The sequence below is a fragment of the Nonomuraea salmonea genome (genome assembly GCF_042428605.1).
GTDB lineage: Bacteria > Actinomycetota > Actinomycetes > Streptosporangiales > Streptosporangiaceae > Nonomuraea > Nonomuraea salmonea.
Genome location: NZ_JBHMCF010000011.1, coordinates 322,909 through 348,403, shown reverse-complemented (window position 1 = coordinate 348,403; position 25,495 = coordinate 322,909). Strand labels below are relative to the sequence as shown.

Annotated in this window: 19 protein-coding genes; 4 read left to right on the top strand and 15 right to left on the bottom strand. The window is 72.5% G+C overall.

The window, feature by feature from the left end; all coding sequences use genetic code 11:
* Nucleotides 1-17: 17 nt before the first annotated feature.
* Nucleotides 18-1,088, top strand: coding sequence for a rhamnose ABC transporter substrate-binding protein (rhaS, locus tag ACFFR3_RS12030; protein ID WP_345402764.1), 1,071 nt, complete (start codon nucleotides 18-20; stop codon nucleotides 1,086-1,088).
* Nucleotides 1,089-1,094: 6 nt separating this feature from the next.
* Here the strand turns inward: rhaS and ACFFR3_RS12025 are convergent, their stop codons facing one another.
* Both ACFFR3_RS12025 and ACFFR3_RS12020 read right to left on the bottom strand, forming a co-directional pair.
* On the bottom strand, nucleotides 1,095-2,018 hold the full coding sequence (locus tag ACFFR3_RS12025; RefSeq protein WP_345402767.1) for a carbohydrate kinase family protein: 924 nt from the start codon (nucleotides 2,016-2,018) through the stop codon (nucleotides 1,095-1,097).
* A gap of 199 nt (nucleotides 2,019-2,217) precedes the next feature.
* Nucleotides 2,218-5,652, bottom strand: a complete 3,435-nt coding sequence (locus ACFFR3_RS12020) for a S8 family serine peptidase (protein WP_379483114.1) — start codon at nucleotides 5,650-5,652, stop codon at nucleotides 2,218-2,220.
* Between the two features lie 132 nt (nucleotides 5,653-5,784).
* Here ACFFR3_RS12020 and ACFFR3_RS12015 point away from each other — a divergent pair, with 132 nt between their 5' ends.
* Complete coding sequence (locus ACFFR3_RS12015; protein WP_364377016.1) at nucleotides 5,785-6,759, top strand: helix-turn-helix transcriptional regulator; 975 nt, start codon at nucleotides 5,785-5,787, stop codon at nucleotides 6,757-6,759.
* Between the two features lie 95 nt (nucleotides 6,760-6,854).
* Here the strand turns inward: ACFFR3_RS12015 and ACFFR3_RS12010 are convergent, their stop codons facing one another.
* The 6 genes from ACFFR3_RS12010 to ACFFR3_RS11985 all read right to left on the bottom strand — a co-directional run bounded on the left by ACFFR3_RS12010 (nucleotide 6,855) and on the right by ACFFR3_RS11985 (nucleotide 13,924).
* Entirely contained in the window at nucleotides 6,855-8,231 is a 1,377-nt protein-coding gene (locus ACFFR3_RS12010; RefSeq protein ID WP_379483113.1) for a PQQ-dependent sugar dehydrogenase, read from the bottom strand.
* A gap of 157 nt (nucleotides 8,232-8,388) precedes the next feature.
* Nucleotides 8,389-9,213 (bottom strand): PIG-L family deacetylase, encoded by an 825-nt coding sequence (locus tag ACFFR3_RS12005; RefSeq protein WP_364377020.1) that lies wholly within the window; start codon nucleotides 9,211-9,213, stop codon nucleotides 8,389-8,391.
* A 10-nt stretch (nucleotides 9,214-9,223) separates the two neighbouring features.
* On the bottom strand, nucleotides 9,224-10,645 hold the full coding sequence (locus ACFFR3_RS12000; protein WP_379483112.1) for a tetratricopeptide repeat protein: 1,422 nt from the start codon (nucleotides 10,643-10,645) through the stop codon (nucleotides 9,224-9,226).
* 104 nt (nucleotides 10,646-10,749) lie between these two features.
* Entirely contained in the window at nucleotides 10,750-12,336 is a 1,587-nt protein-coding gene (locus ACFFR3_RS11995) for a GMC oxidoreductase (protein WP_379483111.1), read from the bottom strand.
* Complete coding sequence (locus ACFFR3_RS11990) at nucleotides 12,333-12,851, bottom strand: carboxymuconolactone decarboxylase family protein (protein WP_364377026.1); 519 nt, start codon at nucleotides 12,849-12,851, stop codon at nucleotides 12,333-12,335. Before ACFFR3_RS11990 ends, ACFFR3_RS11995 begins: the two co-directional genes overlap by 4 nt.
* On the bottom strand, nucleotides 12,848-13,924 hold the full coding sequence (locus tag ACFFR3_RS11985; protein WP_379483110.1) for an NAD(P)H-dependent amine dehydrogenase family protein: 1,077 nt from the start codon (nucleotides 13,922-13,924) through the stop codon (nucleotides 12,848-12,850). The genes ACFFR3_RS11990 and ACFFR3_RS11985 overlap by 4 nt, the downstream gene beginning before the upstream one ends.
* Nucleotides 13,925-14,230: 306 nt before the next feature.
* Here ACFFR3_RS11985 and ACFFR3_RS11980 point away from each other — a divergent pair, with 306 nt between their 5' ends.
* The gene (locus ACFFR3_RS11980) at nucleotides 14,231-16,327 is read left to right on the top strand and encodes an ATP-binding protein (protein ID WP_379483109.1); all 2,097 of its coding nucleotides are present in this window, start codon (nucleotides 14,231-14,233) and stop codon (nucleotides 16,325-16,327) included.
* Between the two features lie 11 nt (nucleotides 16,328-16,338).
* Here ACFFR3_RS11980 and ACFFR3_RS11975 read toward each other — a convergent pair whose 3' ends face one another.
* From ACFFR3_RS11975 to ACFFR3_RS11945, 7 genes are all read right to left on the bottom strand, one after another.
* Nucleotides 16,339-17,655: an amidase gene (locus ACFFR3_RS11975; RefSeq protein ID WP_379483108.1), complete on the bottom strand. Its 1,317-nt coding sequence runs from the start codon at nucleotides 17,653-17,655 to the stop codon at nucleotides 16,339-16,341.
* Between the two features lie 71 nt (nucleotides 17,656-17,726).
* Complete coding sequence (locus ACFFR3_RS11970; protein WP_364377034.1) at nucleotides 17,727-18,536, bottom strand: amino acid ABC transporter permease; 810 nt, start codon at nucleotides 18,534-18,536, stop codon at nucleotides 17,727-17,729.
* A complete protein-coding gene (locus tag ACFFR3_RS11965; protein ID WP_345402824.1) occupies nucleotides 18,533-19,201 on the bottom strand; it encodes an amino acid ABC transporter permease in 669 nt (222 codons plus the stop codon). Before ACFFR3_RS11965 ends, ACFFR3_RS11970 begins: the two co-directional genes overlap by 4 nt.
* A 6-nt stretch (nucleotides 19,202-19,207) precedes the next feature.
* Nucleotides 19,208-20,047, bottom strand: a complete 840-nt coding sequence (locus ACFFR3_RS11960) for a glutamate ABC transporter substrate-binding protein (protein ID WP_345402827.1) — start codon at nucleotides 20,045-20,047, stop codon at nucleotides 19,208-19,210.
* 9 nt (nucleotides 20,048-20,056) lie between these two features.
* Nucleotides 20,057-20,800: an amino acid ABC transporter ATP-binding protein gene (locus ACFFR3_RS11955; protein WP_345402831.1), complete on the bottom strand. Its 744-nt coding sequence runs from the start codon at nucleotides 20,798-20,800 to the stop codon at nucleotides 20,057-20,059.
* An 82-nt stretch (nucleotides 20,801-20,882) separates the two neighbouring features.
* Entirely contained in the window at nucleotides 20,883-21,713 is an 831-nt protein-coding gene (locus tag ACFFR3_RS11950; RefSeq protein ID WP_364377037.1) for a glutamate ABC transporter substrate-binding protein, read from the bottom strand.
* Nucleotides 21,710-22,396, bottom strand: a complete 687-nt coding sequence (locus ACFFR3_RS11945; protein WP_345402842.1) for a response regulator — start codon at nucleotides 22,394-22,396, stop codon at nucleotides 21,710-21,712. The genes ACFFR3_RS11950 and ACFFR3_RS11945 overlap by 4 nt, the downstream gene beginning before the upstream one ends.
* A 155-nt stretch (nucleotides 22,397-22,551) precedes the next feature.
* On the opposite strand from ACFFR3_RS11945, the gene ACFFR3_RS11940 reads away from it, so the two are divergent.
* Complete coding sequence (locus ACFFR3_RS11940; RefSeq protein WP_379483107.1) at nucleotides 22,552-25,434, top strand: hybrid sensor histidine kinase/response regulator; 2,883 nt, start codon at nucleotides 22,552-22,554, stop codon at nucleotides 25,432-25,434.
* Nucleotides 25,435-25,495: the final 61 nt, after the last annotated feature.

The following is a 25,495-nucleotide window of genomic DNA, read 5'->3' as shown; positions in this document are numbered from 1 at the left end:
GCGAAAGGAACTCCATCATGGCAGCGAGAACTCGAGGAGGCAGGGCCGTCGCCCTGGCGGTGCTCACCGCGTTCAGCCTCGCCGTCACCGGCTGTGCGAGCCAGGAAGAGCCGGCGGGCCGGCCGGCTCCCGGCGCGTCCTCCGCCGGCGCGGGGACGATCAAGGAGGGACTGAAGGTCGCCTTCCTCCCGAAGCAGGTGAACAACCCGTACTTCGACGCCTCCGACAACAAGGGCGGCAAGGTCGCGGTCGAGGAGTTCAAGGGCGTCTACAGCCAGACGGGCCCCTCGGAGGCCAGCCCGTCGGCGCAGGTCAGCTACATCAACACGCTGTCGCAGCAGGGAACCGACGTGATCGTGGTGTCCGCCAACGACAAGGACGCCATCTGCGGCGCCCTCCAGGAGGCCCGCACCGCCGGGGCGAAGGTGGTGACGTACGACTCCGACACCAACCCGTCCTGCCGGGACGTCTTCATCAACCAGGCGAGCGCGGAGGGCATCGCCGCCTCGCAGATCAAACTCATCGGCGAGGCGGTCGGCGAGGAGGGCGGCGAGATCGCGATCCTGTCGGCGACCGCGAACGCCACCAACCAGAACGCCTGGATCGAGATGATGAAGACCGAGCTGGCCAAGCCCGAGTACGCCAAGCTCAAGCTGGTCGACACCGTCTACGGCGACGACGACGACCAGAAGTCGTTCCAGGAGACGCAGGGCCTGCTGGCCAAGCACCCGAACCTGAAGGGCATCATCTCGCCGACCACGGTCGGCGTCGCGGCGGCGGCCCGCTACCTGTCCGGCTCGGAGTACAAGGGCAAGGTGCAGCTGACCGGGCTGGGCACGCCCAACCAGATGCGCGCGTACGTCAAGGACGGCACCGTCACCTCGTTCGCCCTGTGGAACCCGTCCGACCTCGGCTACCTGGCCGCCTACACCGGCGGCGCGCTGGCCTCCGGGCTGATCACCGGCAAGGAGGGCGAGACGTTCAAGGCGGGCAAGCTCGGTGACTACACCGTCGCCAAGGACGGCACGGTGCTGCTGGGCGACCCGTTCGTCTTCACCAAGGACAACATCGACGACTTCGACTTCTGAGCCGGGTCAGAGCTGGTCGGACCAGGGTGGGTCGGCGCCGGGAACCGTGCAGGTCAGCGCCGCCACCCGGGTCCCGAACGCGGCCGCCGCGACGGCGGTGCCGAGGTCGAGCGCGTCCAGCCGCCCGCCGAGCAGCCCCTGCGCCTCCAGGTGGTGCAGCAGCCCGGCGGTGAACGCGTCGCCGGCCCCGACCGTGTCGGCCACCTCGACGCGGGTCGCGGGAACGGTGGCGCGCTCGCCGTCCAGCGACACCAGCGCGCCCTCGGCGCCGAGCGTGACCACGATCAGCCGGGCGCCCGCCTCGTGCCACCGGTCGCAGGCCGCCTCCGCCGGGGTGCCCGGCAGCAGCACCGCGAGGTCGTCGTCGCTGAGCCGCAGCACGTCGGCGTACGCGCACCACCGCTCCACCCGGTAGTCCTCAGGCGCGGCCAGGCTGCGGCGCACGTTGGGGTCGATGGAGACCGTGACCTGCTCATGGGCGGCCCGCGCGAACTCCTCGACGGCCGCCGCGCCGGGCTGCTTGACCAGCGCGAGGGAGCCGGTGTGCAGGCAGGACGCTGCTCCGAGCCGCTCCAGGCCCAGCTCGTGGGGCGTCCACTGCCAGTCGGCGGTGCCCTGGGCGTAGAAGGTGTACGCGGCCCGCCCGCCCGCGTCCAGCGCGGCCACCGCCAGCGTGCTCGGCTCACCGGCCGCGATCGCCGCCGACAGGTCCACGCCCGAGGCGGCCAGCCGGGTACGGAACACCTGCCCGAAGACGTCGCCCGACAGCCGCCCCAGGAACCTGGCCCGCGTGCCGAGCCGCGCGAGCGCCACCGCCGTGTTCGCCGGCCCGCCTCCAGGGAACACCCGCAACCCCATGCCCGTCCCGCCCGCGGACGGCGCGGAGTCGGTGAAGGCGTCGGCGACGCACTCGCCGAGCACAGCGATCATCAGGCCCGCCTCTCTCCCCCCGGGGGACGCTGCCGTTTCCGCACGGCCGGGAGAGTGGACGCGCCCCGGGACGGAGTTCATCATCGCAGCCCGGCCGTCATGATGAGCGCCGGGTGGCCACGCCGCCGCGATCGCGTCCCCTGAGCACGCGAACGGGGGGCCGCCCCTTCCGGGACGGCCCCCCTCATGCGGTCGATCGTCAGCGCTTGACCGTGAAGTGGCCGGTCAGGGGACCGAGCGTGACGGTGTAGGTGCCCGCCTCGGAGGGGCGCAGGTCGAAGGTGACCCGGGCGTCCTCGCCGGGCTTCAGCGAAACCTCCCGCCGCTGCTCCTCGGCCCCGTTCACCCGGACCACCGCCTGGTACGAGCCGGCCTGCTCGCCCACGTTCTTCACCAGCGCCCGCACCTTCACGCGCCCTGACCTGGACGACTCGGGCGTCACCGACAGGTCGCTCAGCGCGAACAGCGCCTCGGGCCCGGCCACCAGGTCGTGCACGAAGACGTCCGAGCGCTTGTTGGTGTCGCCCTCGACCAGGTTGGCCGAGGTGCTCTCGAAGGCCACGTACCGGCCGTCCGCGCTGATCGACGGCAGCGCGGCCCGGCCGTCGCCACCCGTCCCGCCGGGCGCGCCGGACAGCAGCGTGGTGGTGCCGGCCGTCACGTCCCGCAGGAAGACGTCGCTGAGGTTGTTGTCGTCGCCCTCGGCGAGCCGGCCCGAGTCGCTGTAGAAGGCGACCTTGGTGCCGTCGGCCGACAGCGAGGGGGCGAAGGTCAGGCCGCCGGCGCCGGCGCCGTCCAGGGTGACCGACACCAGCCGGGCCTTGCCGGTGGCCAGGTCGTGCACGTAGATCTCGCCGAGGCCGACGCCGTTGGAGTACGCCACGGCGGTGCCGTTCTGGCTGATCACCGGCCCGGCGGTCTCGGTGGCCGGGTCGGGCCCGGTCACGCGGGTGAGCGTCTTGGCCTGCCGGTCCAGCACGAAGGTGTCGATCACGCCGTTGTCGTCGCCGGGCACCAGGTCGGCCGCGTCGCTCTGGAAGCCCACGTACCGGCCGTCGGCGCTGATCGTGGCCTCGCGGGCGTTGCCGTTGACCTCGGTCCCGTCCTGCGTCACCGAGATCCGCTCGGTGGTGCCGCTCTGCCGGTCGCGCAGGAACACGTCGTTGCGCCCGTTGGTGTCGCCGGGGACGAGGTTCGAGGCCATGCTGTCGAAGATCGCGTACCGGCCGTCCGCGCTGAACCTCGGCGCGCCCGACAGGTCGTTGCCCGGCTCGCCCTTCGAGGACACCGAGATCATCTCGGTCGTCCCGGTCTGCCGGTCGTGCAGGAACGCGTCGGTCTGGCCGTTGGCGTCGCCGGGGACGAGGTTGCTGGAGAAGCTGCTGAACCCGACGTACCGGCCGTCGTGGCTGACCGTCGGCGACAGCGAGAACGAGTCGCCGAGCCCGCCGCCGGTCGGCACCGAGACCCGCTCGGTCACCCGGGTACGCCGGTCGGTGGCGAAGATGTCCAGCTCGCCGTTCGTGTCGGCGTCGTCGGTGAGGTTGGAGGCGAAGGTGGCGTACACCACCACGTTCCCGTCACCGCTCAGCTCCGGCCACCAGGCCTCGTGGTTGCCCTGGCGGCCGTCCGTGCCGAGCGACAGCCGTTCGGTGGGGGAGCGGCGGGGCAGCGTGAGGTCCGACTCCGCCCGATGCTTTCCGACGGTGACCTCCAGGTCGGGCGACCTGGACACGCCGGGGGCGTGCGCGGCGATCCGGTACGCGCCGACCGGCACGTCCTTGATCGTGTAGCGGCCCTTCGCGTCGGTCACGGCGGTCAGCTCGTCGGGCACGCCGAGCACCTCGACCGTGGCGCCGGGCACGGTCGTGCCGGTCGGTTCGTACGACACCCGGCCCGAGATCGTGCTCCACTTCGTCCGCTCCAGCTGCACCCGCTCGTCGGAGAGCCGGTCGGCGCGGACCGTGACGGTCTTCTTCGCGTCCTCGTAGCCGAACCTGGACAGCGTCAGCTCGTGCCGCCCGGCGGGCAGCCGCAGCTCGAAGCGGCCGTCCGCGTCCGTCTCCGTGCTGCGCCCGCCGACGCTCATCCGCACGCCGGCCAGCGGCTTGCGGGAGCGCCGGTCGGTGACGGTGCCGCGCACGCCGCTGGTGAGGGCCGCCTCGGCGACCGCCGCGTAGGCGTCGATGCGGCCCTGGCCGTAGCGGGGGTTCGGCAGCGGGCCGTAGCGGTCGTCGGAGACCGACGTGCCGGCCAGGATCTCCTCGGCCGCGTCCACGGTCAGGTCGGGACGGGCCTCCAGCATGAGGGCGACCGTGCCCGACACGTGCGGGGTGGCCATCGAGGTGCCGTTCAGCGCGGCGTACCCGCCGCCCGGCATCGCCGACACCACGTCCACGCCGGGCGCGGAGATGTCCGGCACCACGTACGAGTCGGGCCACTCGGGCGGGGCGTGGAACCAGTCGGTCGACCTGACCACGCCGCCGCAGGAGAAGTCGGGCACGTCGTCGTTGACGTCGGTCGCGCCCACGGCCACCGACTCGTACACGTTGCCCGGGCTGCCGGACTGGCCCTCCGCGCAGTCGTTGCCGATCGCGAAGGACGGGAACGCGCCCGCGCGGTAGATGTTCCTGGCCGGCTCGACCAGCTCGTCGGCGTAGCCCTCGGCGCCCAGCGACATGCTGACCACGTCGGCAGGCTCGCCCGCCGGGGTGCCGTCCGCCGCGTACGGCGCCAGCGCCCACTGCATGCCCGCGACCACCTGCGCGAGCGTGCCCTGGCCGCCCGGGATGACCAGCCCGGCCATCAGCTCGGCCCCTGGCGCGACGCCGATCTTCGTGCCGGACGCGTCGCCGCCCGCGATCGTGCCCGCCACGTGGGTGCCGTGGAAGGAGCTGTCGTGCGGCTCGCTCGGCACGGGCTTGCCGTCCGGGCCGAACTCGATCCAGCCGCCCGCGTGGTCCTCGCCCGTCCCGGCCAGCTTGCCCTGCAGGTCGGGGTGGGTGATGTCGACGCCGGTGTCGAGCACGGCCACCCGGACGCCCTTGCCGGTCAGCCCGCGCTCCTGCTGGACGCGGTCGGCGCCGATCTTGGTGAGGCCCCACGTGGCGGGCTCGGCCGCTCTCTGGGGGCTGGTCTTGGACGCGGGCGCGCGGTCGGGCTCGGGGGCGGTGAGGGTGAAGTTCGGGATGATCCGGTCGACCAGCTCCAGCTCGGCCAGAGCGGCCAGGGTGGCGGGCGTGACGCGTACCAGGATCATGTTCTTCAGCCAGAACGTGTTGACCACCTGGTCGCCGCGCGAGCGCACGAACGCGGCCACCGGGTCCTGCACCGGCTCCGCGCTCGCCTTCAGCGCGGCGCGGGCCTGCACGGGGGTGTCGGTCGCGGGCGGCTGCCGCAGGGTGCGCAGCACGACGAGCGCCTCGATGCGCTCACCGGCGGTCCGCATCCGCTCGGTCAGCTTGGGGTCGATCTTCTGGTCCGGCTGCTGGTCCGGGGTGCCGGACGGGGCGGTCTGCGCCTCGGCCGGGCTCGCGGGGACGAGCGTCCCGTACGTCGCGGTCGTCAGCAGAACCGCTGGTAAGACGGCGGCGAGCAGACGACGACCGGGCGAGCGGCGAGGGGACAGCGGCATGATGCTCCTTCTTTCCTGTGGCCACTGGGGCCGATGGTGCTCAAGAACGCTGACATCTTCCGCCTTTTCCTGACAAGCTTGGTTAGTGACGAGTTTCCGCCATGTGTCGTCATTCAGACAGGAGGAGCGGGGTTGCTGGAGGCGATCGGGCTCAGCCCTCAGGACGAAGAGGTGTACGACGCGCTCGTCCGCCGCACGCAGGCCACGGTCGCCGAGATCGTCGCCGACTGCCACCTGCCGGCCACCGCCGCCCGCCGCATCCTGCAGTCGCTGCTCGACCTCGGCCTCGCCACCCGCTCCACCGGCCGGCCCACCCGCTACGTCGCCGTCTCGCCGGACAGCAGCCTCGAGGCCATCCTGCGCGAGCGGGAACGGGAGCTGGACGGCGTACGCGCCCACATCCGCGCCCTCATGGACGTCTACCGCGCCGGCACCCGCTTCGCCCACCCCGGCGAGCTGATCGAGGTCGTCTCAGGGCGGGACGAGGTCAACCACCGGTGGGTGCAGATGCAGCAGGACACGCGGGCCCAGATGCGCGGCTTCGACCGCCCGCCGTACGCGGCCCCCGCCCAGCACCGCGAGCCCAACCCCGTCGAGCTGGACCTGCTGCGGCGCGGCGTGCGCTACCGCGTCATCTACGAGAGCAGCGTGCTGGAGATGCCCGGCTGGCTGGAGGACGTCACGGTCGGCGTGCAGCACGGCGAGCAGGCCAGGATCCATCCCGGCCTGCCGATGAAGCTCGGCATCTCCGACGACCGGCTCGCCATCATCCCGCTCATGCGGGCCGGGGACGACGTGCTCTCCGCGTCCTACCTGATCCACCCGTCGCCGCTGCTCGACGCGCTGATCGCGCTGTTCGAGGCGCTGTGGGAGCGCAGCGTCCCCGTGCGGCTCAACGGCGAGCTCGCCTTCGAGCAGGAGCTGTCGCCGGACGAGGAACGGCTGCTCACCCTGCTCGCCGCCGGCGCCACGGACCGCTCGGCGGCGCGGGCCCTGGGCTGGAGCGAACGCACGGTCCAGCGCCACCTCACCAGGCTGATGCGCCGCCTCGGCGCCCAGACCCGCTTCCAGGTGGCCATGGAGGCCACCCGCCGCGGCTGGATCTGACCCACCCGGGGCCTCGCGCCTCCGGGCCCGGGCCCCCGGCGCCGCGTGGTCCGGCCCTGGGCCCTGGGCCTCAGGTCATGGCCGCGCCGGGTGGGTTACGAGCACTGGTAAGCCGTGGGGAGGCCGGTGTCGCCGGCCGGGCGGGTGGCCTGGAAGCCGAACGTGGTGCGCTGGCCCGCCGCCAGGGTGCCGTTGTGGGTGGTGTTCCTCGCCGTGGCGGTCTGGCCGGAGACGGTCAGGGCCGCGTTCCATGAGCCGGTCACCGTGTGGCCGGGCGGCAGGGAGAAGGTCACGGTCCAGGCGGTCAGGGGTGCCGTGCCGTCGTTGGTGACGGTCACCGGCTGGATGACGTAGCCGGTGCTCCACTGGGTCTGCGTGGTGGCCGTGGCCGTGCAGGCGCCGGAGGGGCCGCCGCCCTCGTCCGTCGCCTGCGGGACGCGGATGATGCGGTCGTCCTGGGCCACCGGGGTGCCGCGGCCGTCGCGGTTGCTGGTCGACACCCAGAGGTGACCGTCCGGGCCCGCCGCCACCGCGCGCAGCCGGCCGTAGGAGCGGAGCTGCGCCACCGGGGTGCCCGGCGTGCCGTCGGTCAGCGGGATCGCCCAGAGCCGCTGGCCGCGCAGCGCCGCCGCGTACAGGGCGCCGTCGGCGTACGCCAGGCCGCTGGGCGACGACTCGGCGGTGGACCACGTGACGATCGGGTCGCGGTAGGAGCCGTTGCCGCAGGTGCCCTCGCACACCGGCCAGCCGTAGTTGCCGCCCGCGACGATCCGGTTGATCTCGTCCCAGGTGTTCTGGCCGAACTCGGAGGCGTACATCCGGCCCGCCTCGTCCCATGCCAGGCCCTGCACGTTGCGGTGGCCGTAGCTCCACACCCGCGAGCCGGGGAACGGGTTGCCCGACGGCACCCCGCCCTCCGGCGTCATGCGCAGGATCTTGCCGGCCGGGCTGTTCAGGTTCTGGGCGTTGGAGGTGGTGCCGGCGTCGCCGGTGGCGACGTACAGCATGCCGTCGGGGCCGAACGCGATGCGGCCGCCGTCGTGGATCGTCGCGCTCGGCACCCCCGAGAAGAGCACCTCCTGCGTCTGCGGGGCCGTCAGCCGCAGCCTGACCAGGCGGTTGTCGCCGGCGGTGCTGGTGAAGTAGGCATAGACCCAGCCGTCCTGCGCGTACGACGGCGAGACCGCGATGCCCAGCAGGCCGCTCTCACCCGACGCGCGCACCCCGCTGATCGTCGCCACCGGCGACGGCGCCTGCCCAGGGCGTACCTGCATGATGCGGCCCGTGTTGCGCTCGGACACCAGCGCGCCGCCGTCGGGCAGGAACCCGATCGCCCACGGCACCTGCAGCCCCGTGACCGACACCTCCGCCCGCGAGAAGTCGAACCCCGCCTGCGCACCTGAGGCGGCCGGCGCGCCGAGGCCGAGGGCGAGCAGGGCGAGAACCAGGACCGGGATGAGGCGGGCACGCATGACGGGCTCCTTGACCGGATGTCCGGGTGGGTCTGTCAGCACTCGTCAGCACTGTAGGCGGCCCAGAGCCCGATCACCATCACCACACCCGCCCCCGCCCGGCGAACTGCGACGACCGCCGAAGAGCGGTGAAACTTTCACCACCCGCCAGGAACCGTCAGGGGCGGAGGCCGGCGAACAGGTCGTCTTCGTGGGCCGGAGCGTCGACCTTGGACAGGACGCGTTCGAACGCCTCGTGGGAGAACGCCTGCTGCTGGGCCTCCTCCGGCATGCGCAGGAAGAAGATGTTCTCCCCCTGGCTCTCGTGCGCCCGCAGCGCCTTCAGCTTGCGCTCGGCGTAGGCGGTGACGTCGACGACGGTGGTCACCTTCTCGTCGGGGGTGCCGAAGTCGTCGGACGGCAGCTCGTCGCCGAAGTCGACGCCGTTGGCGCGCATCAGCTCGAACATGCGCTTGATCGCCGCCCGGGGGATGGCCGTGTGGTAGAGCTTGTCGGGAATGCCGGTGCGCTCGACGGCGGCCACCGTGATGTCGTGGGCCCGCACGTGGTCGGGATGGCCGTAGCCACCGCCGCCCGTCTCGTCGTAGGTCACCACGACCTGCGGCCGGTAGCGCTCCATCAGCTCGGCCAGCCGCCCGGCGGACTCCTCCAGCGGCACGTTGGCGAACGCCTCGGGATGGGCGTTGGCCTCCCACCCCTCCATGCCGGAGTCGCGGTAACCCAGCAGCTCAAGGTGCTCGACGCCGAGGTGGGCGACCGACTCGCGCAGCTCGCCGAGCCGCTGCACGGCCACCGCCGCGTCGTCGTGGCCGGGGTCGCCCGGCTTGACGCCGCCCGCGCCGTCGCCCTGCTCGCCGTTGGTGCAGGTGACGAGGACCGTGCGGATGCCCTCTTCCGAGTAGCGGGCGAGGATGCCGCCGGTGCTGAGACACTCGTCGTCGGGGTGGGCGTGCACGACCATCAGGGTGAGTTGGCGTTCCATGCCTTGCAACCTACTCGACGGGCCCGACAGTTCCGGCGGCCCCGCCGGTGCGGGCCAGGTCGCCCGCGCGCACCCGCGCCACGGCCGCCGCCGCGCCGTCGCCGACCGCGTCGGCCAGCGCCGCCTGCTTGAGCCAGTTGTACGGGCTGCACGGCCGCAGGCTGATCCGCTCGCTCACCAGCACCCTGGCCAGGTCGCGCCGCCCCGCGCGCAGGGCCGACTCCAGCAGCGTGCGCTGCACGGCGTCGCGCTGCGCGTGGCTGCCGCCGAACTCGGCGATCCGGTGCCTGATCGGCCACAGCAGGTCCACGACCGCGTCATGATCACCGCGCCCGAACGCCACGATCGCCCGGCACACCGGCAGCCCCACCCGCAGCGTCATGGCGTGGTTGGTGACCCCCGGCCGGGACCTGGTCACGTACGCCTCGCGCTCGGCCACCAGCTTGTCCGCCTCGCCGATCCGCCCCGCGCCGACGTACGACATCACCGCGTGCATGTCGTTGAACGCGTAGAACGGCTCGGCCACCCGCGCCGGCCACCGGTCGGCCAGCGCCTGCCAGCGTTCGTGCTGGTCGGAGCCCTCCAGGTGGAGCCGCCACAGCAGCGCGGCGGCGTCAAGCAGCTCCAGGCACGACTGCCCGTCGGCGAGCACCGCGTCGTAGATCGACAGCACGCGCGGCAGGTCGCCGCTCTCCAGCGCGTACAGGCAGTAGTGCCACCAGGTGTGCACGTTGAAGAACGTCCCCCTGGACCAGTCGGGCAGCCGCGCGTCGAGGTAGCGCAGGCCCGTGCCGAACCTGCCCTGCTCCTCGTACGTGTGCACCACCGCGTGGATGCCCCACACGTCGCGCGGGTTCAGCTCGACCGCCCGCAGCCCTGCCTCCTCCGACCTGTCGTGGTGCCCGCACTCCTCCAGCCCGAAGGCGTACATGCCGAGCAGGTGACCGAAGTGCGGGTCGTCCTGCGGCCAGGCGTTGAGCGCGCCGCCGACGCGGTCGCGCAGCATGCGGGCGTCGCCGGTGAAGAAGTCGATCTGGTGGCCGACCGCGAGGGCCAGCGCGTCACGCGGATGCTCGGCCGTCAGCTCGGCGAGCAGCGAGCCGCAGGCCAGGAAGTCGCCGTCGAGCAGCGCCAGCACCGCCGCCACGTGCGCGCGCTCCCTGGGCAGCAGGTCGGCGCCCTCGGTCCGGCGCAGGAACGCCCCGAACCTGGCCCGCGCCGTCCGCGCGTCCTCCACCTCGGTGGTCAGCAGCCCGAGGTAGGCCACCAGGACGTTCCCCATCGGGAACCCGGGTGACTCGGCCAGGGCGGCGCCGGCCTCGGCGTCGACCTCGGCCCTGAAGTGCAACAGCTCGTCGATCGCGCGGTCGTAGTGGCGTACCGCCCCCGCGCCGGCGCCCGTCATGGCCAGGCCGTGCCGATCGTGGCTCACCGCCTCACTGTAACCAGCGAACTCCGTACGGGCACGGACCTGCGGCGGGGTATCACGGATGGAGTGCAGGCTGCTCGCCGACGCCGGGCTGACCGGCCGGTGGATCACAGGTCGGTGGCGATGATGTGCTCGATGTTGCGTTCGGCCAGGGCCGTGATCGTGACGAACGGGTTGACCGTCGCGTTGCCGGGGATCAGCGCGCCGTCGATGACGTACAGGCCGGGGTAGGCGGTCAGCCGGCCGTAGTTGTCGGTGGCGCGGCCGAGCACGGCGCCGCCCAGCGGGTGGTACGTGAGGTGGTCGCCCCAGATCTTGTAGACGCCGAACAGGTCCGTCCGGTAGATCGTGCCCTCCTTGGCGTTGATCTTGTCGAAGATCGTCTTCGCCATGTCGATGGACGGCTGCTTCCAGGCGGCCTGCCAGCTCAGCTCGACCTTCCCGGCCGCCGCGTTCCAGGTGAACTGCGCCCGGTGCGGGTTGTTCGTGATCGACAGGTAGAAGGAGGCCCACGTCTCGATGCCCGTCGGCAGCGGCGCGACCTCGGCGAACGCGCCCCCGGCCGACCAGTTGTCGATGCCGCAGCACGGGATCGCCGACTGCAGGCTGCCGGTCGGGTCCCACAAGTGGTTGGCCCGGCCGCACATCACGTTGCCGTTGTCGCCCCAGCCCTTGCCGACCTCGCCGTTCAGAGCCGGCAGCGCGCCGGTCGCCTTCAGCCTGACCAGCAGCTTGCTCGTGCCGACGCTGCCGGCCGCGAAGAACACCCGGGTGGCGGTCACGGTCTTGGCCGCCACCACGTTCCCGCTCGTGTCGAGCTGGTCGATGAGCACCGTGTAGCCGCCGCCGGGCGCGGGGGAGACCGAGGTGACCTGGTGCAGCGGCGACACCGTGACCCGTCCCGTGGCCTTGGCCCGCGCCAGGTACGTGCGCTGCAGCGACTTCTTGCCGTGGTTGTTGCCGTAGAGGATCTCGCCGGCCAGCGCCGACTTCGGCACCGTGCCCGCCTCCTCCTGCTTCATGTAGTCCCAGTCGTAGACGTCCGGCACGAACACGAACGGGAAGCCGGAGCGCTGGGCGTGCTTGCGGCCCACCCGGCCGTACTGGTAGGCGGGCGTCGTGTCGAACCAGGCCGGGTCGATCGTGCCCACGCCGAGCGCGGCGTTGGCGCGCGGGTAGTAGACCGAGTACATCTCGTCGGCGTTCACCGTGGGCAGCACCGAGGCGAAGTTCTCGCGCTTGGGGGTGACCGCCATGCCGCCGTTCACCAGCGAGCCGCCGCCGACGCCGCGGCCCTGGTAGACGGTGATGCCGGCGAACTCCTCGGCGTCCAGCACGCCGGTGTGCTTCGGGATGCCGCGGTCGAGCGGGAAGCCGAGGAAGTAGTTGAGCGGGGCCTTGGTGCGCGTACGCAGCCAGTACGAGCGGTAGTCCGGCTCCCGCGTGTTGCAGAAGATCTTGCCGTCGGCACCCGGGGTGTCCCAGGCCATGCCCATCTCCACCAGGTGGACGTCCACGCCCGCCTGGGCCAGGCGCAGCGCGGCCACCGAGCCGCCATAGCCGGTGCCGATGACCAGGACCTGGACCCGCGCGCCGGAGGGGATTGCGCGGGCCGGCGAGGCGTGGACGCCGAGTGCGGCGGCTCCGACCAAGGAGCCGGTGCCGGCGATGAAGCCGCGACGGGTGATGCTCATGGTGCCTGCCTCGCTTCCGGCCGGTGGGCGGGCGACGCGCCGCCGGGCAGCCGGCAGACGGTGTCCAGGCCCAGAACGTGGTTGAGCCGGCCGAACGCCAGCCAGGAGCCGAGGCACATGCTCAGCTCGACGATCTCCGCCTGGCCGTAGCTCGCCGTCATCCTGGCCCAGAACTCCTCGTCCAGGCCGTGGGGGTCGAGGGTGTAGCGCTCCGCGTACTCGGCGGCCAGGCGGGTGCGCTCGTCGAAGGCCGTGGTGGTGCGCCAGTTCGTCACCGCGTCGGCGAAGCCGTCCTCGACCTTCTCGCCGTCCCGCTCGGTCCGCCAGTCCAGGCAGAACGCGCAGCCGTTGATCTGGGCGACCCGCAGCCTGGCCGCCTCGAACTCGCGCAGGCCGAGCGTCGTGTGGGCGTAGACGGCCAGCGAGAAGCGGGCGGCGGCGGGGCCGATGCCGGGGATCATCTCGCCCCAGACGTACTCGATGGCGTCCTTGCCCTCCGGGATGTCGATCCTCATCGCGTACCTCCGAGCTTGCCGGGGATCGGGCGTAGCGGGACGTCGAGCGCGTCGTACAGGCCGGGGGCGGCGGCCACGAGCCAGTCGACGGCGCCCACCAGGCGGCCCACGGCTGTCGCGTTGCCGCCCGCCGACTGGTTGCCGTCCTCGTCGGTGGCCTCCAGGGTGACCTCGATGCGCGGGCGGCCCTCGACGATCACGCGGTGCGCGCCCACGCCGCCCGGCGGGACCGGCCAGTCGGGGGCGCAGGCCGGGTGGATGCGGGTGACGTGCTCGATCACGATGCGGGGCGCGCCGCCGATCACGCCCCGCACCTCGAACCTGGCCGCGCCCTGCGTGCCCTTCTCGAACGTGCCCATCGTGGCCGTCGTGATCGTCTCGCCGAGCGGGCGGCGTTCGACGTGCTCACGGATCTCGTCGAGCTCGGCGCCCAGCGCGCGGGCCATCAGCCTGATCTGGCCGCCCCACACCATCGATGGGACGTCCCGCGCCAGCATCGGGGGCTCGTAGTCCATCGGCTGGCCCATGCCGACCAGGTAGCGGACCGAGTCCGGCTGGTCGTAGGTGGAGTAGTCGAAGATCTCCTGGCAGCGTACGGAGTCCACGGTCGCGGCCAGGCCGCTGACCAGCAGCGGCAGCACGTCGTTGGCCCAGCCGGGGTCCACGCCCGAGGCGAACAGCGACCCGCCGCCCTCGGCCACCGCCTTCAGCAGCGGCTCGCGGACCTCGGGAGGGGCGTTGCGGTGGTCGTAGAGGGCGTACAGGGACGGGGTCACGACCACGGCGCCCGCCCTGACCGCCTTGACCACGTCCTCCAGGGCCTCATTCGGGCGCAGGTCGCCGGAGGCGGCGTACACGACGGCCCGGGGGGCCGCGCCGAGCACCGCGTCGACGTCGGTGGTGGCCGCGACGCCGAGGCGGCGGCCGAGCCCGGCCAGCTCGCCCGCGTCCAGCCCGGCCTTGCCCGGATCGTGAACGAGGACGGCGGCCAGCGTGAGCGCGGGATGAGCGGCGACGGCGCGAATGGCGGCGCGCCCGATGTTGCCGGTACCCCAGACGATCGTGGACACCATGGGCGGAGCGTAGCAAGCGCTTGGTTGCGTGTATAGCTCCTGCCGACACATCTCCTGACCGAAACTCACTCCCAACCGGCCCCGCTTGTGAGGGGGAGCCGGGGTGCGCGGTCGTCCGGTGGGGGGCTGTCCGAGTTGTCCCAAGGGGGAGGGTTGGGGTTCTTGTCCTTGGTTGAGCGGGGTTTGCGGGGTGGGGGCGGTGGAGCTGGTGGGTAGTCACTTTCTTACTTTTCGTGGCGGATGCACGGCGGGTCCGGCAAGCTGCTGTCACCGAATGCGGCGGAGCGAGCCGGACGGGTGAGGCTGATGAAGATGGGTGGGCGGCCGGCCGGCAATCTGCCGCCGGAGATGACCAGCCTGGTGGGCCGGCGTGGCGAGCTGGCCAGGATCCGCCGGCTGTGCCGTGAGTTCCGCATGGTGACGCTGACCGGCGCCGCGGGCGTCGGCAAGACCAGGCTGGCGCTCAGGGCCGCCGCCCGCATGCGGCCGGCGTACGCGGACGGCGCCTGGTACATCCCGCTGTCGGCGCTCGACCAGGGCGCGCTGCTGCCGTACACGATCGCCGAGGCGCTGCCCCTCGCGGACCGGACGACGCGGCCGATGATGGAGGTGCTCGGCGAGTATCTCGCCGACCGCCACCTGCTCCTGGTCCTCGACACCTGCGAGCACCTCATCGACGACTGCGCGCGGACCGCACGCGCGCTGCTGGTCGCCGCGCCCCGGCTGACGATCCTCGCCACCAGCCGCCGCCCGCTGGACGTCCCCGACGAGCAGGCGCTCATCATCGAGCCGCTGCCCGTGCCCGACGCGCGCGGCGAGGGCCCGCAGGAGGCGGTGAAGCTGCTCGCCGAGCGGGCCGCCGCCGTCGTGCCCGGCTTCGAGGTGACGGACGGCAACCGCCACCAGCTCGTACGCATCTGCCGCCACCTGGAGGGCCTGCCCCTGGCGATCGAGCTGGCCGCGGCCCGGCTGCCCAAGCTGGGCGTCGCCGAGCTGTGCGAGCGGCTCGACGACCGCTTCGCGCTGCTGGGCGACGCCGACGACGATCTGCGGGGAGCCGACCCGCCCTGGCACCGGGCGCTGCGCACCGCGATCGGGTGGAGCCACCAGCTGTGCGATCCGGGGGAGCGGCTGCTGTGGGCGCGGGCCTCGGTGTTCGCGGGCAGCTTCGACGACCGGGCCGTGATCGAGGTGTGCGCGGACCGGCTGCTGCCCGCCGACGCGATCCCCGGCCTGCTCGCGGGCCTGGTGGACAAGTCGATCCTCATCTGGGCCCCCACGGGCGGCGGCGAGCGCTACCGGATGCTGGACACGATCCGCGAGTACGGCGCCGGCTGGCTGCGCGCCCTCGGCGAGCAGGACGAGCTGCGCCGCCGCCACCGCGACCACTACCTGGCGATGGCCCGCCAGGGCGACGCCGCCTGGTTCGGCCCCGACCAGGTCTCCTGGAACGACCGCACCACCGCCGAGCACGAGAACCTGCGCATCGCCCTCGACTTCAGCCTGTCCGCCCCCGGCGACCACGGCGCGCTGGAGCTGGCCGCCGCCCTGTGGTTCTTCTGGTACCCGTGCGGTTTCCTGCGCGAGGGCCAGCACTACCTGGAGCGCGCGCTGGAGCTCGACACCGAGGCGAGCGCCGTACGCAGCCGCGCCCTGTGGGTGTGCGCCCTGACCCTCATCGTGCAGGGCGACGCCGACGCCGGCATGGCGTGGGCCACCGAGTGCGCCGGCGTCGCCGAGGAGCTCGGCGACGCCCCGGCCGCGCTCGCCGCGCAGGCCATGGTGATGGCCGCGGCCACCATCAGGGGCGACCTCCCGCTCGCCCTGGCGCTGGCCGACAGCCTGGTGGCGGTGCATCGGCCGGAGCAGGGGCTGGACCTGCCGACGATGCTGGCCAGGCTCGGGCAGTGCCACGTGCACACCGCGCAGGGCCGCATCGAGGACGCGATCAGGGCGCTTGAGGAGCTGTGCGCCGAGTGCGACGAGCACGGCGAACGCTGGATGCGCGCCTACGCCGACCTCTTCCGCGCCCAGGCCGAGCTGGCCCTCGGCCGCTACGAGCCGGCCCAGCGGTACGCCCGCGCGTCCCTGGAGCTGAAGCACCGGCTGCACGACAGCATCGGCATCGCGCTCGCGCTCGACGTGCTGGCCTGCGCCGCGGCCGCATCAGGGCAGGGTGAGCCGGCCGCTCGCCTGCTGGGTCTCGCCCAGCAGGTGTGGGACACCATCGGGCGGGCCCAGATCGGCATCCACGAGTGGGTGGAGGCCCGTACGCGCTGCGAGCGGCAGGCCCGCGCGGCGATCGGCGACCAGGCGTACGGGACGGCGTTCCGCACCGGCTACGACACCGGCCTCGACACCGGCATCGTCCAGGCCATCGACTCCGGCACCGCCCACCGCTGACCCCCTCGCCGTCAGGCCGGCAGGCGGCTCGCCGTCGCGAAGAGCAGGGGCTCGTCGCCGGGGCGGCAGAGGAGCTGGAGGCCGACCGGGAGGCCGGCGACCGTGCCGGCCGGGACGGTCAGGGCGGGCAGGCCCAGCACGTTCCACGGGCAGGTCAGGGAGAGCAGCGCGACCCCGACGGGCACGGGCCGCCCCGCCGGCGTCACCTCGCGCTCGTCGATGAGCGGGGCGGTGACCGCCGCCGTGGGCAGCGCGAGCACGTCGTGCCGCGCGAACAGCCCGTCCGCGACCGCCGCCAGCCGCTCCCTGGACTCCAGGGCCCGCACGTAGCTCCATCCTGGCACCTGCGCGGCGCCGCGCAGCCGTTCCAGCACCTCCTCGCCGAACAGCTCGGGCGCCGTCTCCATGCGGTCCGCGTGTACGGCGACCGCCTCGCACGACTGGATCGCCCGGTACGTCCGCAGCACCTCCTCGGCGAACCCGTCAGGAAGCCGCACCTCAGGCAGCTCACCCGCCGCCGCGCGGACCGCCGCCACCACCTCGGGATCGCCCTCGAACAGGTCGCTCGCGTCCAGCCACGCCACCCGGGCCGCCTCCACCGGGGCGGGCGCGCCGGCGCCGGTCAGGGCGCGGTAGGCGATCAGGCAGCTCTCCGGGTCGCCGGCCAGCACGCCCACGTGGTCGAGCGAGCGTGACAGCGGGAAGACCCCGTCCGCCGGGATGGCGTCGTACGCGGGCTTGAACCCGGCGACCCCGCACAGAGCGGCCGGGATGCGGACGGACCCGCCCGTGTCGGTGCCCAGGGCCAAGGGCACGACGCCCGCGCCGACGGCGGCGCCGCTGCCGCCGCTGGAGCCGCCCGACATGCGCGAGGGGTCGTGCGGGTTGCGCGAGGCCCCGTTGGCGGAGCGGTCGCCGGTCGGCCCGTACGCGAACTCGTGGGTGGTGGTCTTGCCCACGATCACCGCCCCGGCCTCCCGCAGCCGCGCCACGCAGGCGGCGTCCCGGGAGGGGACGTACCCGGCGAAGTGCCGCGAGCCCATGGTCGCGGGCAGCCCGGCCACCTCGATGAGGTCCTTGACCCCCACCGGTACGCCGTGCAGCGGCCCCCGGTCGAGCCCCGCCGCCAGCTCGGCGTCCGCCGCCTTGGCCGCCTCCAGGGCGCCTGTCCCGTCCACGGTGACGAACGCGTTCAGCCCGGGATCGAGCGCGGCGGCGGCGCCGAGCGCCTGCTCGGTGAGGTCGGTCGAGGTGGTACGGCGCTCGCGCAGGTCCTGGGCGAGCCGGGCGAGGGTGCGGCCGGTGAACGGGCCGGGGGGAATAGGCATGGCATCTTTCTACACATTTCATGCCATCCCCATCGACCTTCCCCCGCGGGCATCGCCCCCGTGGCCCCCGGTCAGGCGGTCCTGGCGCGCGCGCCGAGCCGCTGCGCCAGCCGGTCCAGCGCCATGTTGATGACGATGAAGATGGCCGCGATGAGGATGGCCGCCGGGATCACGTTGGAGAAGTTCGCCGCGATGCCGTTCAGGCCCCGGTCCACCAGCTCGTCGTAACCGACGATCAATCCCAGCGCCGAGTCCTTCAGCAGCACCACGAACTGGCTGACCAGCGCGGGCATCATGGCCTTCAGCGCCTGGGGCAGCAGCACGAGCCGCATCACCTGCCCCTTGCGCATGCCCACCGCGTACGCCGCCTCCCGCTGCCCCCTGGGCAGGCTCAGCACCCCGGCGCGGACGATCTCGGCGATCACCGAGCCGTTGTAGAGGGTGAGGCCGAACACGACGGCGGCGAAGGCCGAGATGTTCACGCCGATGAGCACGTACGAGCCGAAGAACGCGAAGAAGATCATCAGCAGCAGCGGCACGGACCTGAAGAACTCCACCACCACCGCCGCCGGCACCCGCACCCACGTGTGCTCCGACAGCCGCGCGGTGGCGAAGACCAGCCCGAACAGCCCGGCCAGCACCACGCCGACGACCGCCGCCGACAGCGTGCCGGCCAGCCCCGGCAGGATGAACGTGGCCCACACGTCGGCGCGCAGCAGCGGCGTCCACTTCTCGGCGGCCCACTGGTCCTTGGCGTCGAACCGGACGTACACGAAGGCCGCCACGGCGAGCAGCGCCAGCGCGACGACGCCGGTCAGCACCCGGTTGCGCCGCACGCCGCGCGGGCCTGGAGTCTCGTAGAGCGTGGTGTACGCGCTCATCGGGCCACCGCCAGCCGCCGCGACAACCAGCCGAACAACAACCCCATCGGCAGGCAGAGCAGCACGAACCCGGCCGCGAAGCCGAGGAAGATTTCGATCACCTGGTCCCCGTACGTCTCGATCAGCTCGCGCATCCGCACCGACGCCTCGGCGACGCCCACCACCAGCGCGATCGTGGTGTTCTTGGTGAGCGCGATGAGGATGCTGCCGAGCGGCGCCACCACCGCGCGGAACGCCTGCGGCAGCGTGATCAGCGCCAGCGTCCTGACGAAGCCGAGCCCCAGCGAGCGGGCCGCCTCCGCCTGGCCGACCGGCACCGTGTTGAGCCCCGCGCGCAGCGCCTCGCAGACGAACGCCGAGGTGTAGGCGGTCAGCCCGATGACGGCGAGCCAGAAGTTGTTGGTGGCGATGTCGTCGGACAGCTCAAGGCCCAGGTTCGCGCCCACCCCGAGGCCGGTGAAGAGCAGCACGAGGGTGAGCGGGGTGTTGCGGGCCACGGTCACGTACGCGGTGGCGGCGGCGCGCAGCGAGCCGAGCGGCGCCACCCGCATGGCGGCCAGCAGCGTGCCCAGCACCAGCGAGCCGAGCGCGCTGACCGCCGTCAGCCGCACCGTCATCCAGAAGGCGGCGACGATCGTGCCGCCCTCGGTCAGCAACGCGTCCATCGGGCCTCAGTACCGCTCGAGCTGCGGGGCCTGCGGCACGGCGAACCCGGAGGCGCCCACGCTTGCCTGCAGCGCCTGGGTCCAGCTGCCGTCGGAGAACATCTTCTCCAGCGCGTCGTTGACCGCCTTGCGGCCCGCCGTGTCGTCCTTCTTCAGGCCGATCCCGTACTTCTCGGTGCTGAACGTCTTGCCGACGACCTTGAGCTTGCCGGTGTGCTGCGCGGCGTAGCCGGCCAGGATGACGTTGTCGGTGGTGATCGCGTCGAGCTGGCCGCCGAGCACGCGGTCCACGCACGCCGAGTACGTGCGCTCCTCCTGCAGCTGCACCTCCTTGGCGTACTCCTCCTTGACCTTCTGCGCCGGGGTCGAGCCGGCGACCGAGCAGAGCTTCTTGCCGTTGAGCGTCTCAGGCCCGGTCAGCGCGCCCTCGTCGGACCTGACCAGCAGGTCCTGCCCGGCCACGAAGTACGGCCCGGCGAAGGAGACCTTCTGCTTGCGGGCGTCGGTGATCGAGTACGTGGCCACGACCATGTCGACCTGGCCCTGCTCCAGGAAGGCCTCCCGGTTGGCCGAGACGGTCTCCTTGAACGTGATGTCCTTCTCCTCGACGCCGAGCTGCCTGGCGACGTACTTGGCGACCTCGATGTCGAAGCCGGTGAAGGCGCCGTCGGGGGTGCGCAGCCCGAGCCCGGGCTGGTCCGCCTTCACGCCGATGACCAGCTTCTTGTCGTTCTTGGCCTTGTCCACGATCGAGGCGTAGGTCTCGGAGCCGCCACCGCACCCGGAGGCGGCGGCGACGACGGCGACCACCGGGACGAACACCGTGAGAAGGGATCTGCCGAACATGACGACTCCTTAGTGGGTGAGGATCTTGGCGAGGAAGGACTGGGCGCGGTCGCTGCTGGGCGCGCCGAAGAAGGCGGTGGGGGAGTCCTGCTCGACGATCTGGCCGTCCGCCATGAACACGACCCGGTCGGCGGCGCGGCGGGCGAAGCCCATCTCGTGGGTGACGACGACCATGGTCATGCCCTCGCGGGCCAGCGCCGTCATGACCTCCAGCACCTCGTTGACCATCTCCGGGTCGAGCGCCGAGGTGGGCTCGTCGAACAGGATCGCCTTCGGGTCCATGGCCAGCGCCCGGGCGATCGCGACCCGCTGCTGCTGCCCGCCGGACAGCTGCGCCGGGTACTTGTCCGCCTGGGAGCCGATGCCGACCCGGTCGAGCAGCTCGCGGGCCTTGCGCACGGCTTCCGCCTTCGGCCGCTTCAGCACGTGCACCTGCCCGAGGACGACGTTGTCCAGGACGGTCTTGTGCGCGAAGAGGTTGAACGACTGGAACACCATGCCGACCTCGGCCCGCAGCCTGGCCAGCGCCTTGCCCTCGGCGGGCAGCGGGGTGCCGTCGAGCGTGATCGTGCCGGAGTCGATGGTCTCCAGCCGGTTGATCGCCCGGCACAGGGTCGACTTGCCCGCCCCTGACGGGCCGATGACCACCACGACCTCGCCCTGCTTGACGGTCAGGTCGACGTCCCTGAGCACGTGGTGGTCGCCGAAGCGTTTGTTGACCCGGTCCAACACGATCAGGTCCGCGTGGCTCATGCGTCACGCTCCTTGTCTCGGTCAGCGTTGGCGTAACCGTAAGGAGCGGGACGTGCCGCGAAGCGGCTTATGATCGTTTAGTTCAGCGGTTCGCCGGTCGGGACGACGCCGAGGTCGTGCCGGTGACCCCGATCGTGGCCATGAAGGCGCGGTCCCACTGCCCGTCGCGCAGCCAGCGCGCGATCAGCCCGTTCAGGTAGTCGCGGAAGGCCGCGTCCTGCTTGCGGATGCCGATCCCGTACGGCTCGCGCCCGAACGGCTTGCCGAGCATCCGCAGCGTGTCGGGATGCTGGGCCAGCAGCCCGAGCAGGATGGTGTCGTCGGTGCTGATCGCGTCCACCCGCCCCGACACCAGCGCGGGCACGCAGATGCTGTACGCGTCCACGATCTCCAGGTCCGCCTCGGGCACGGTGGAGCGCAGCCGCTCGACCGACGTCGAGCCCTTGGCCGTGCAGACGGTCTTGCCCTTCAGGTCGGAGACCTGGTTGATCGTCATGTCGCCGGCCCTGACCAGCAGGTCCTGCCCGGCGTAGTAGTACGGGTCGGTGAACGACACCAGCCTCGCCCGCGCCGGCGTGATCGAGTACGTCGCCACCACCAGGTCCACCAGGCCCTGGGTGATGAAGTTCTCCCGCTCGCGCGAGACGGTCTCCACGAACCGGATGTTGCGCTCGCTGCCCGTCAGGTCCTTGGCGATGAGCCGGGCGATCTCCGCGTCGAACCCGGTGATGCGCCCGCTGACCGGGTCCTTGTAGCCGAACATCGGCTGGTCGAACTTGGTGCCCACGGTGAGCACGCCGCGCTCCCTGATGCGCGCCATCGTCGAGTCGTCGGGGAACGGGTCCGGCTCGCCGCAGCCCGCCGTCGCCAGGCAGATGAGCATCGCCGCGACCAAGGCGCGCAGTCCCCTCATCGGACGCGGTACCGGTGCTGCGGGCGTCCCGTCGGGCCGTAGCGCGGCCGGCCTTCGACCAGCCCGCGGTCGGCCAGGTGTTCCAGGTAGCGGCGGGCGGTGGCCCTGCTGACCCCGATCATGCCGGCCAGCTCGTGCGCGGAGGCGTCCTCCTCGACCTCCGACAGCGCGTCCAGCACCGCCTGCTCGGTCGCCGCCGAGATGCTCTTCGGGCGGGAGGCCGGGTCGAGGTGCATCGAGCGGAAGATGCGGTCGATCTCCTGCTGCTCGGCGAACCGGCCGCCCGACTCCAGCTGCTCGACGGTGGCGGCGTACCGCAGCAGGGTCTGCTCCAGGGTGCCCGCCCTGGTGGGCTTGACCAGGTAGTAGAGGGCGCCGCGCTGGATCGCCGCGCGTACGGTGGCCGACTCCTTGCGGCCCGAGACGACGATGACGTCGGCGGGCGGCTGCTCGGGCCGGCGCAGGCGATGCGCCACCTCTAAGCCGGGCATATCCGGAAGGTGCAGATCGAGCAGGACGAGCCGCGGCGCGAAGCGGGCGGCGGCGGCCAGGGCGGCGTGGCCGGTGTGGGCGATGCCCACGACTCTGAACCCGAGCACCCTGTTCACCTGGGCGTGCAGCGCGGCGGTGACGACGGGATCGTCGTCCACGATGAGAACGGTGATGTCCCTGAGCTCAGGCATCGCCACGCTCCTCGTCACTCTGGTCGATCACTGCAGCTTAGGCGGGTTTTATCAGAAAAGATCGACTTTTGCTCGTTCTGCTCAGCTGGAACCGGCGCGAACGCCGTAACCCTCCTAGTCTGTACCCCAAAGAGTGGGGGGAGGGACGGACGCCCGTGCGATGGCTGCTCGCGGTGACCGCCTTGTGGACGCTGCTCGGTCTGCTGCCCCTGGCGCTGCTCACCTCCTCCAGCATCTCCCTGTCGGAGCAGGCCGTCAGAGGCGAGGTCAGCGACCGCGTCAAGACCACCGCCTCGGTCAGCCGGGTCGTGGTCGAGCAGCAGATGGACTCGCTCAAGCAGCTCGTCACCGCCTTCGCCCAGCGGCCCCAGGTCCGCGAGGCCGTCAAGAAGACCGCTCCCGGCACCCTCGGCGGCTGGCTCACCGAGCTGCAGGGCATGCGCGACGGCGTCAGCGGCCTGGTCATGATCTCGCCCGAGGGCAAGATGCTCGGCGTCGAACCGCCCGTCGTGCTGCCCCAGGACATCACCAGCACCGACTGGTACCGCGCCGTACGTGACCAGCGCGTCGCCTACGTCTCGCAGGCGTACACGCCGACCATGCGCGACGTGTCCAGAGCGGTCGCCGTGGCCGCGCCCATCCCCTCGGCCGACGGGACGGGCATGGTCGGCGTGCTCGCCGTCGTCTACAGCCTCGACGCCATCCAGCAGTTCGCCGAGAAGGCCGCCGACGCCCAGGACATCCGGCTGCTCATCACCGACAAGGCCGGCGTGCTCGTCGCCGACGACCCCAGCAAGAAGCTGAACGCCCTGACCTCCCTGCGCGAGGACCCCCGCGTGGACGACGCGCTCAACGGGCAGGCGTGGAGCGGCGAGTACCGCGGCATCGACGGCGTCGTGCTGTCGGCGTCCGAGCCCATCCCCGGCATCGGCTGGACCGTCACCGCCGAGGTGGTCGCCGCCGAGGCGCTGGCCTCCGCCGAGCGGCTGCGCACGAACGTGCTCACCGTCGCCGCCCTGCTCGCCCTGCTCATCCTCATCGGGCTCGGCCTGCAGATCCACAGCACCAGGGGCCGCCGCCGCGCCCAGGCCACCCTCGCCAGGTACGCCGCCGAGCTGGCCGGCGCCCGCGACGAGGCGCTCAGCGCCTCCAGCGCCAAGTCCGAGTTCGTCGCCAAGATCAGCCACGAGATCCGCACCCCCATCAACGGCGTGCTCGGCATGAACTCCCTGCTCATGAACACCCGCCTGGACGACGAGCAGCGCTACTACGCCACCACCGCCCAGGAGGCCGCCCAGAACGTGCTGCGCCTGCTCGACGACTTCCTCGACCTGTCCAGGATCGAGGCAGGCCACCTCCAGGTCGAGGCCGCGCCGTTCGACCTGCCGCGCCTGTGCGACGAGGTCGTCGCGCCGTTCGCGCCGCACGCCTACGAGCAGGGGCTCTGGCTCACGCTCAGGATCGACGAGAACGTGCCCAGGCAGGTGTGCGGCGACCCCGCCAGGCTGCGCCAGGTGCTCACCAACCTCGTCGGCAACGCGCTCAAGTTCACCGTCCAGGGCGGCGTGGACCTGCACGTCACGATCTCCGAGGGCGAGCCCGGCCAGGACCGGGTGGTGCTCAGGTTCGCCGTGGCAGACACCGGCATCGGCGTCGGGCCGCAGGACCGCGAGAAGGTGTTCGGCGTCTTCCGCCAGGTGGACACCCCGATCACGCGCAGGACCGGCGGCAGCGGGCTCGGCCTGGCCATCAGCAGGCAGCTCGTCGAGCTGATGGGCGGCAGCATCGGGCTGGACAGCGTGGAGGGCGTCGGCAGCCGGTTCTGGGCCACCCTGCCGGTCGACGTCCTCGACTGGTCGGAGCCCGGCGCCGCGGCGCTCGAAGGGCTGCGCGCGCTCATCGCCGACCAGCGGCCCGAGGACCGCGCGCTGGCCGCGCGCTTCCTCGCCCAGGCGGGAGCCGACGTGGAGGAGACCAGGGACGTCGAATCCGCCCTCGGGTTGCTGCGGGCCGCGGCGCGGGGCGGGGAGCCGTACGAGCTGGCCGTCGTCGCCCTCGACCTGAGCGTGGGGCAGGACTACGCCGACCCCGCCGATCCCGGCACGCCGCGCTCGCTCGCCCACGCCATCCTCGTCGATCCGCTGCTCCAGGCCACCAGCGTCATCGTGGTCGTCACGCCAGGCCGCTCCGGCGTCGCCTGGCCCGCCCCGGCCGGGGAACGCGCCGTCCAGTCGATCACCCGCCCGCTCAGCCGCCGCCGCCTGCTCGCCGCCGTGGAGAACGCGCTCGGGAACGCGCTCGACGCCGTCGAGAGCCCCGGTGGCGCTCCCGCCGTCGCAGCCGGTGGGCCCACCGGGGGCGCGCGGATCCTGGTGGCCGAGGACGACGAGGTCAGCCGGCAGGTGGCGATGCTCGTCCTCAGCCAGGCCGGGCACGCGGTCGAGACGGTGGACGACGGCGAGCAGGCCGTGCGCGCCGTCCTCGCCGGCGGCTACGACCTGGTCTTCATGGACTGCCAGCTGCCCGTGCTCGACGGGCTCGCCGCCACCGAGGAGATCAGGAGCCGCGAGGAGGTCCACACCCCGATCATCGCCATGACCGCCGCCGCCATGCCGGACGACCGCATCCGCTGCCTGGAGGCCGGCATGGACGACCACCTCGCCAAGCCGGTGGACTGGGCGCGCGTGCTGGCCAGGATCCCCGAGTGGGCCGCCTCCGCCGGGCTGCCTCCCGAGCTGGCCGGGCTGTCCGCCGAGGCGCTCGCCGACGTGGCGCGGGCGTACCTGGCGACCGCGTCCCGCACGTTCGAGGAGCTCCGCCAGGCCGTCCGCGACGGCGATCGCCCCCAGGCGGCCTCCCTCGCCCACCGCCTGAAGGGCGCCTGCGCCACGGTCGGCGCCACCAGAGAGGCCGAGCTGTGCCGCCGCGCCGAGGAGATCTCCAGGGCGGGCGGCGTCGTGGGCGAGGCGCTACTGGAAGAACTGGAAACCCTCCTCAGCCAGGCCCCCGACTGGATGGACACCGTCCGCTCCACCTGACCGCCGTTACGGTTTTCCGCTATCGAAGTCGGCGGGGCGCCCCCATGGCCGGCGGGGTGCC

Excerpts from the sequence above, each read along its gene's own strand:
- rhaS (WP_345402764.1), top strand. The coding sequence starts at position 18 with ATGGCAGCGAGAACTCGAGGAGGCAGGGCCGTCGCCCTGGCGGTGCTC.
- ACFFR3_RS12025 (WP_345402767.1), bottom strand. The coding sequence starts at position 2,018 with ATGATCGCTGTGCTCGGCGAGTGCGTCGCCGACGCCTTCACCGACTCC.
- ACFFR3_RS12020 (WP_379483114.1), bottom strand. The coding sequence starts at position 5,652 with ATGCCGCTGTCCCCTCGCCGCTCGCCCGGTCGTCGTCTGCTCGCCGCC.
- ACFFR3_RS12010 (WP_379483113.1), bottom strand. The coding sequence starts at position 8,231 with ATGCGTGCCCGCCTCATCCCGGTCCTGGTTCTCGCCCTGCTCGCCCTC.
- ACFFR3_RS12005 (WP_364377020.1), bottom strand. The coding sequence starts at position 9,213 with ATGGAACGCCAACTCACCCTGATGGTCGTGCACGCCCACCCCGACGAC.
- ACFFR3_RS11995 (WP_379483111.1), bottom strand. The coding sequence starts at position 12,336 with ATGAGCATCACCCGTCGCGGCTTCATCGCCGGCACCGGCTCCTTGGTC.
- ACFFR3_RS11990 (WP_364377026.1), bottom strand. The coding sequence starts at position 12,851 with ATGAGGATCGACATCCCGGAGGGCAAGGACGCCATCGAGTACGTCTGG.
- ACFFR3_RS11985 (WP_379483110.1), bottom strand. The coding sequence starts at position 13,924 with ATGGTGTCCACGATCGTCTGGGGTACCGGCAACATCGGGCGCGCCGCC.
- ACFFR3_RS11980 (WP_379483109.1), top strand. The coding sequence starts at position 14,231 with ATGAAGATGGGTGGGCGGCCGGCCGGCAATCTGCCGCCGGAGATGACC.
- ACFFR3_RS11975 (WP_379483108.1), bottom strand. The coding sequence starts at position 17,655 with ATGCCTATTCCCCCCGGCCCGTTCACCGGCCGCACCCTCGCCCGGCTC.
- ACFFR3_RS11970 (WP_364377034.1), bottom strand. The coding sequence starts at position 18,536 with ATGAGCGCGTACACCACGCTCTACGAGACTCCAGGCCCGCGCGGCGTG.
- ACFFR3_RS11965 (WP_345402824.1), bottom strand. The coding sequence starts at position 19,201 with ATGGACGCGTTGCTGACCGAGGGCGGCACGATCGTCGCCGCCTTCTGG.
- ACFFR3_RS11960 (WP_345402827.1), bottom strand. The coding sequence starts at position 20,047 with ATGTTCGGCAGATCCCTTCTCACGGTGTTCGTCCCGGTGGTCGCCGTC.
- ACFFR3_RS11955 (WP_345402831.1), bottom strand. The coding sequence starts at position 20,800 with ATGAGCCACGCGGACCTGATCGTGTTGGACCGGGTCAACAAACGCTTC.
- ACFFR3_RS11950 (WP_364377037.1), bottom strand. The coding sequence starts at position 21,713 with ATGAGGGGACTGCGCGCCTTGGTCGCGGCGATGCTCATCTGCCTGGCG.
- ACFFR3_RS11945 (WP_345402842.1), bottom strand. The coding sequence starts at position 22,396 with ATGCCTGAGCTCAGGGACATCACCGTTCTCATCGTGGACGACGATCCC.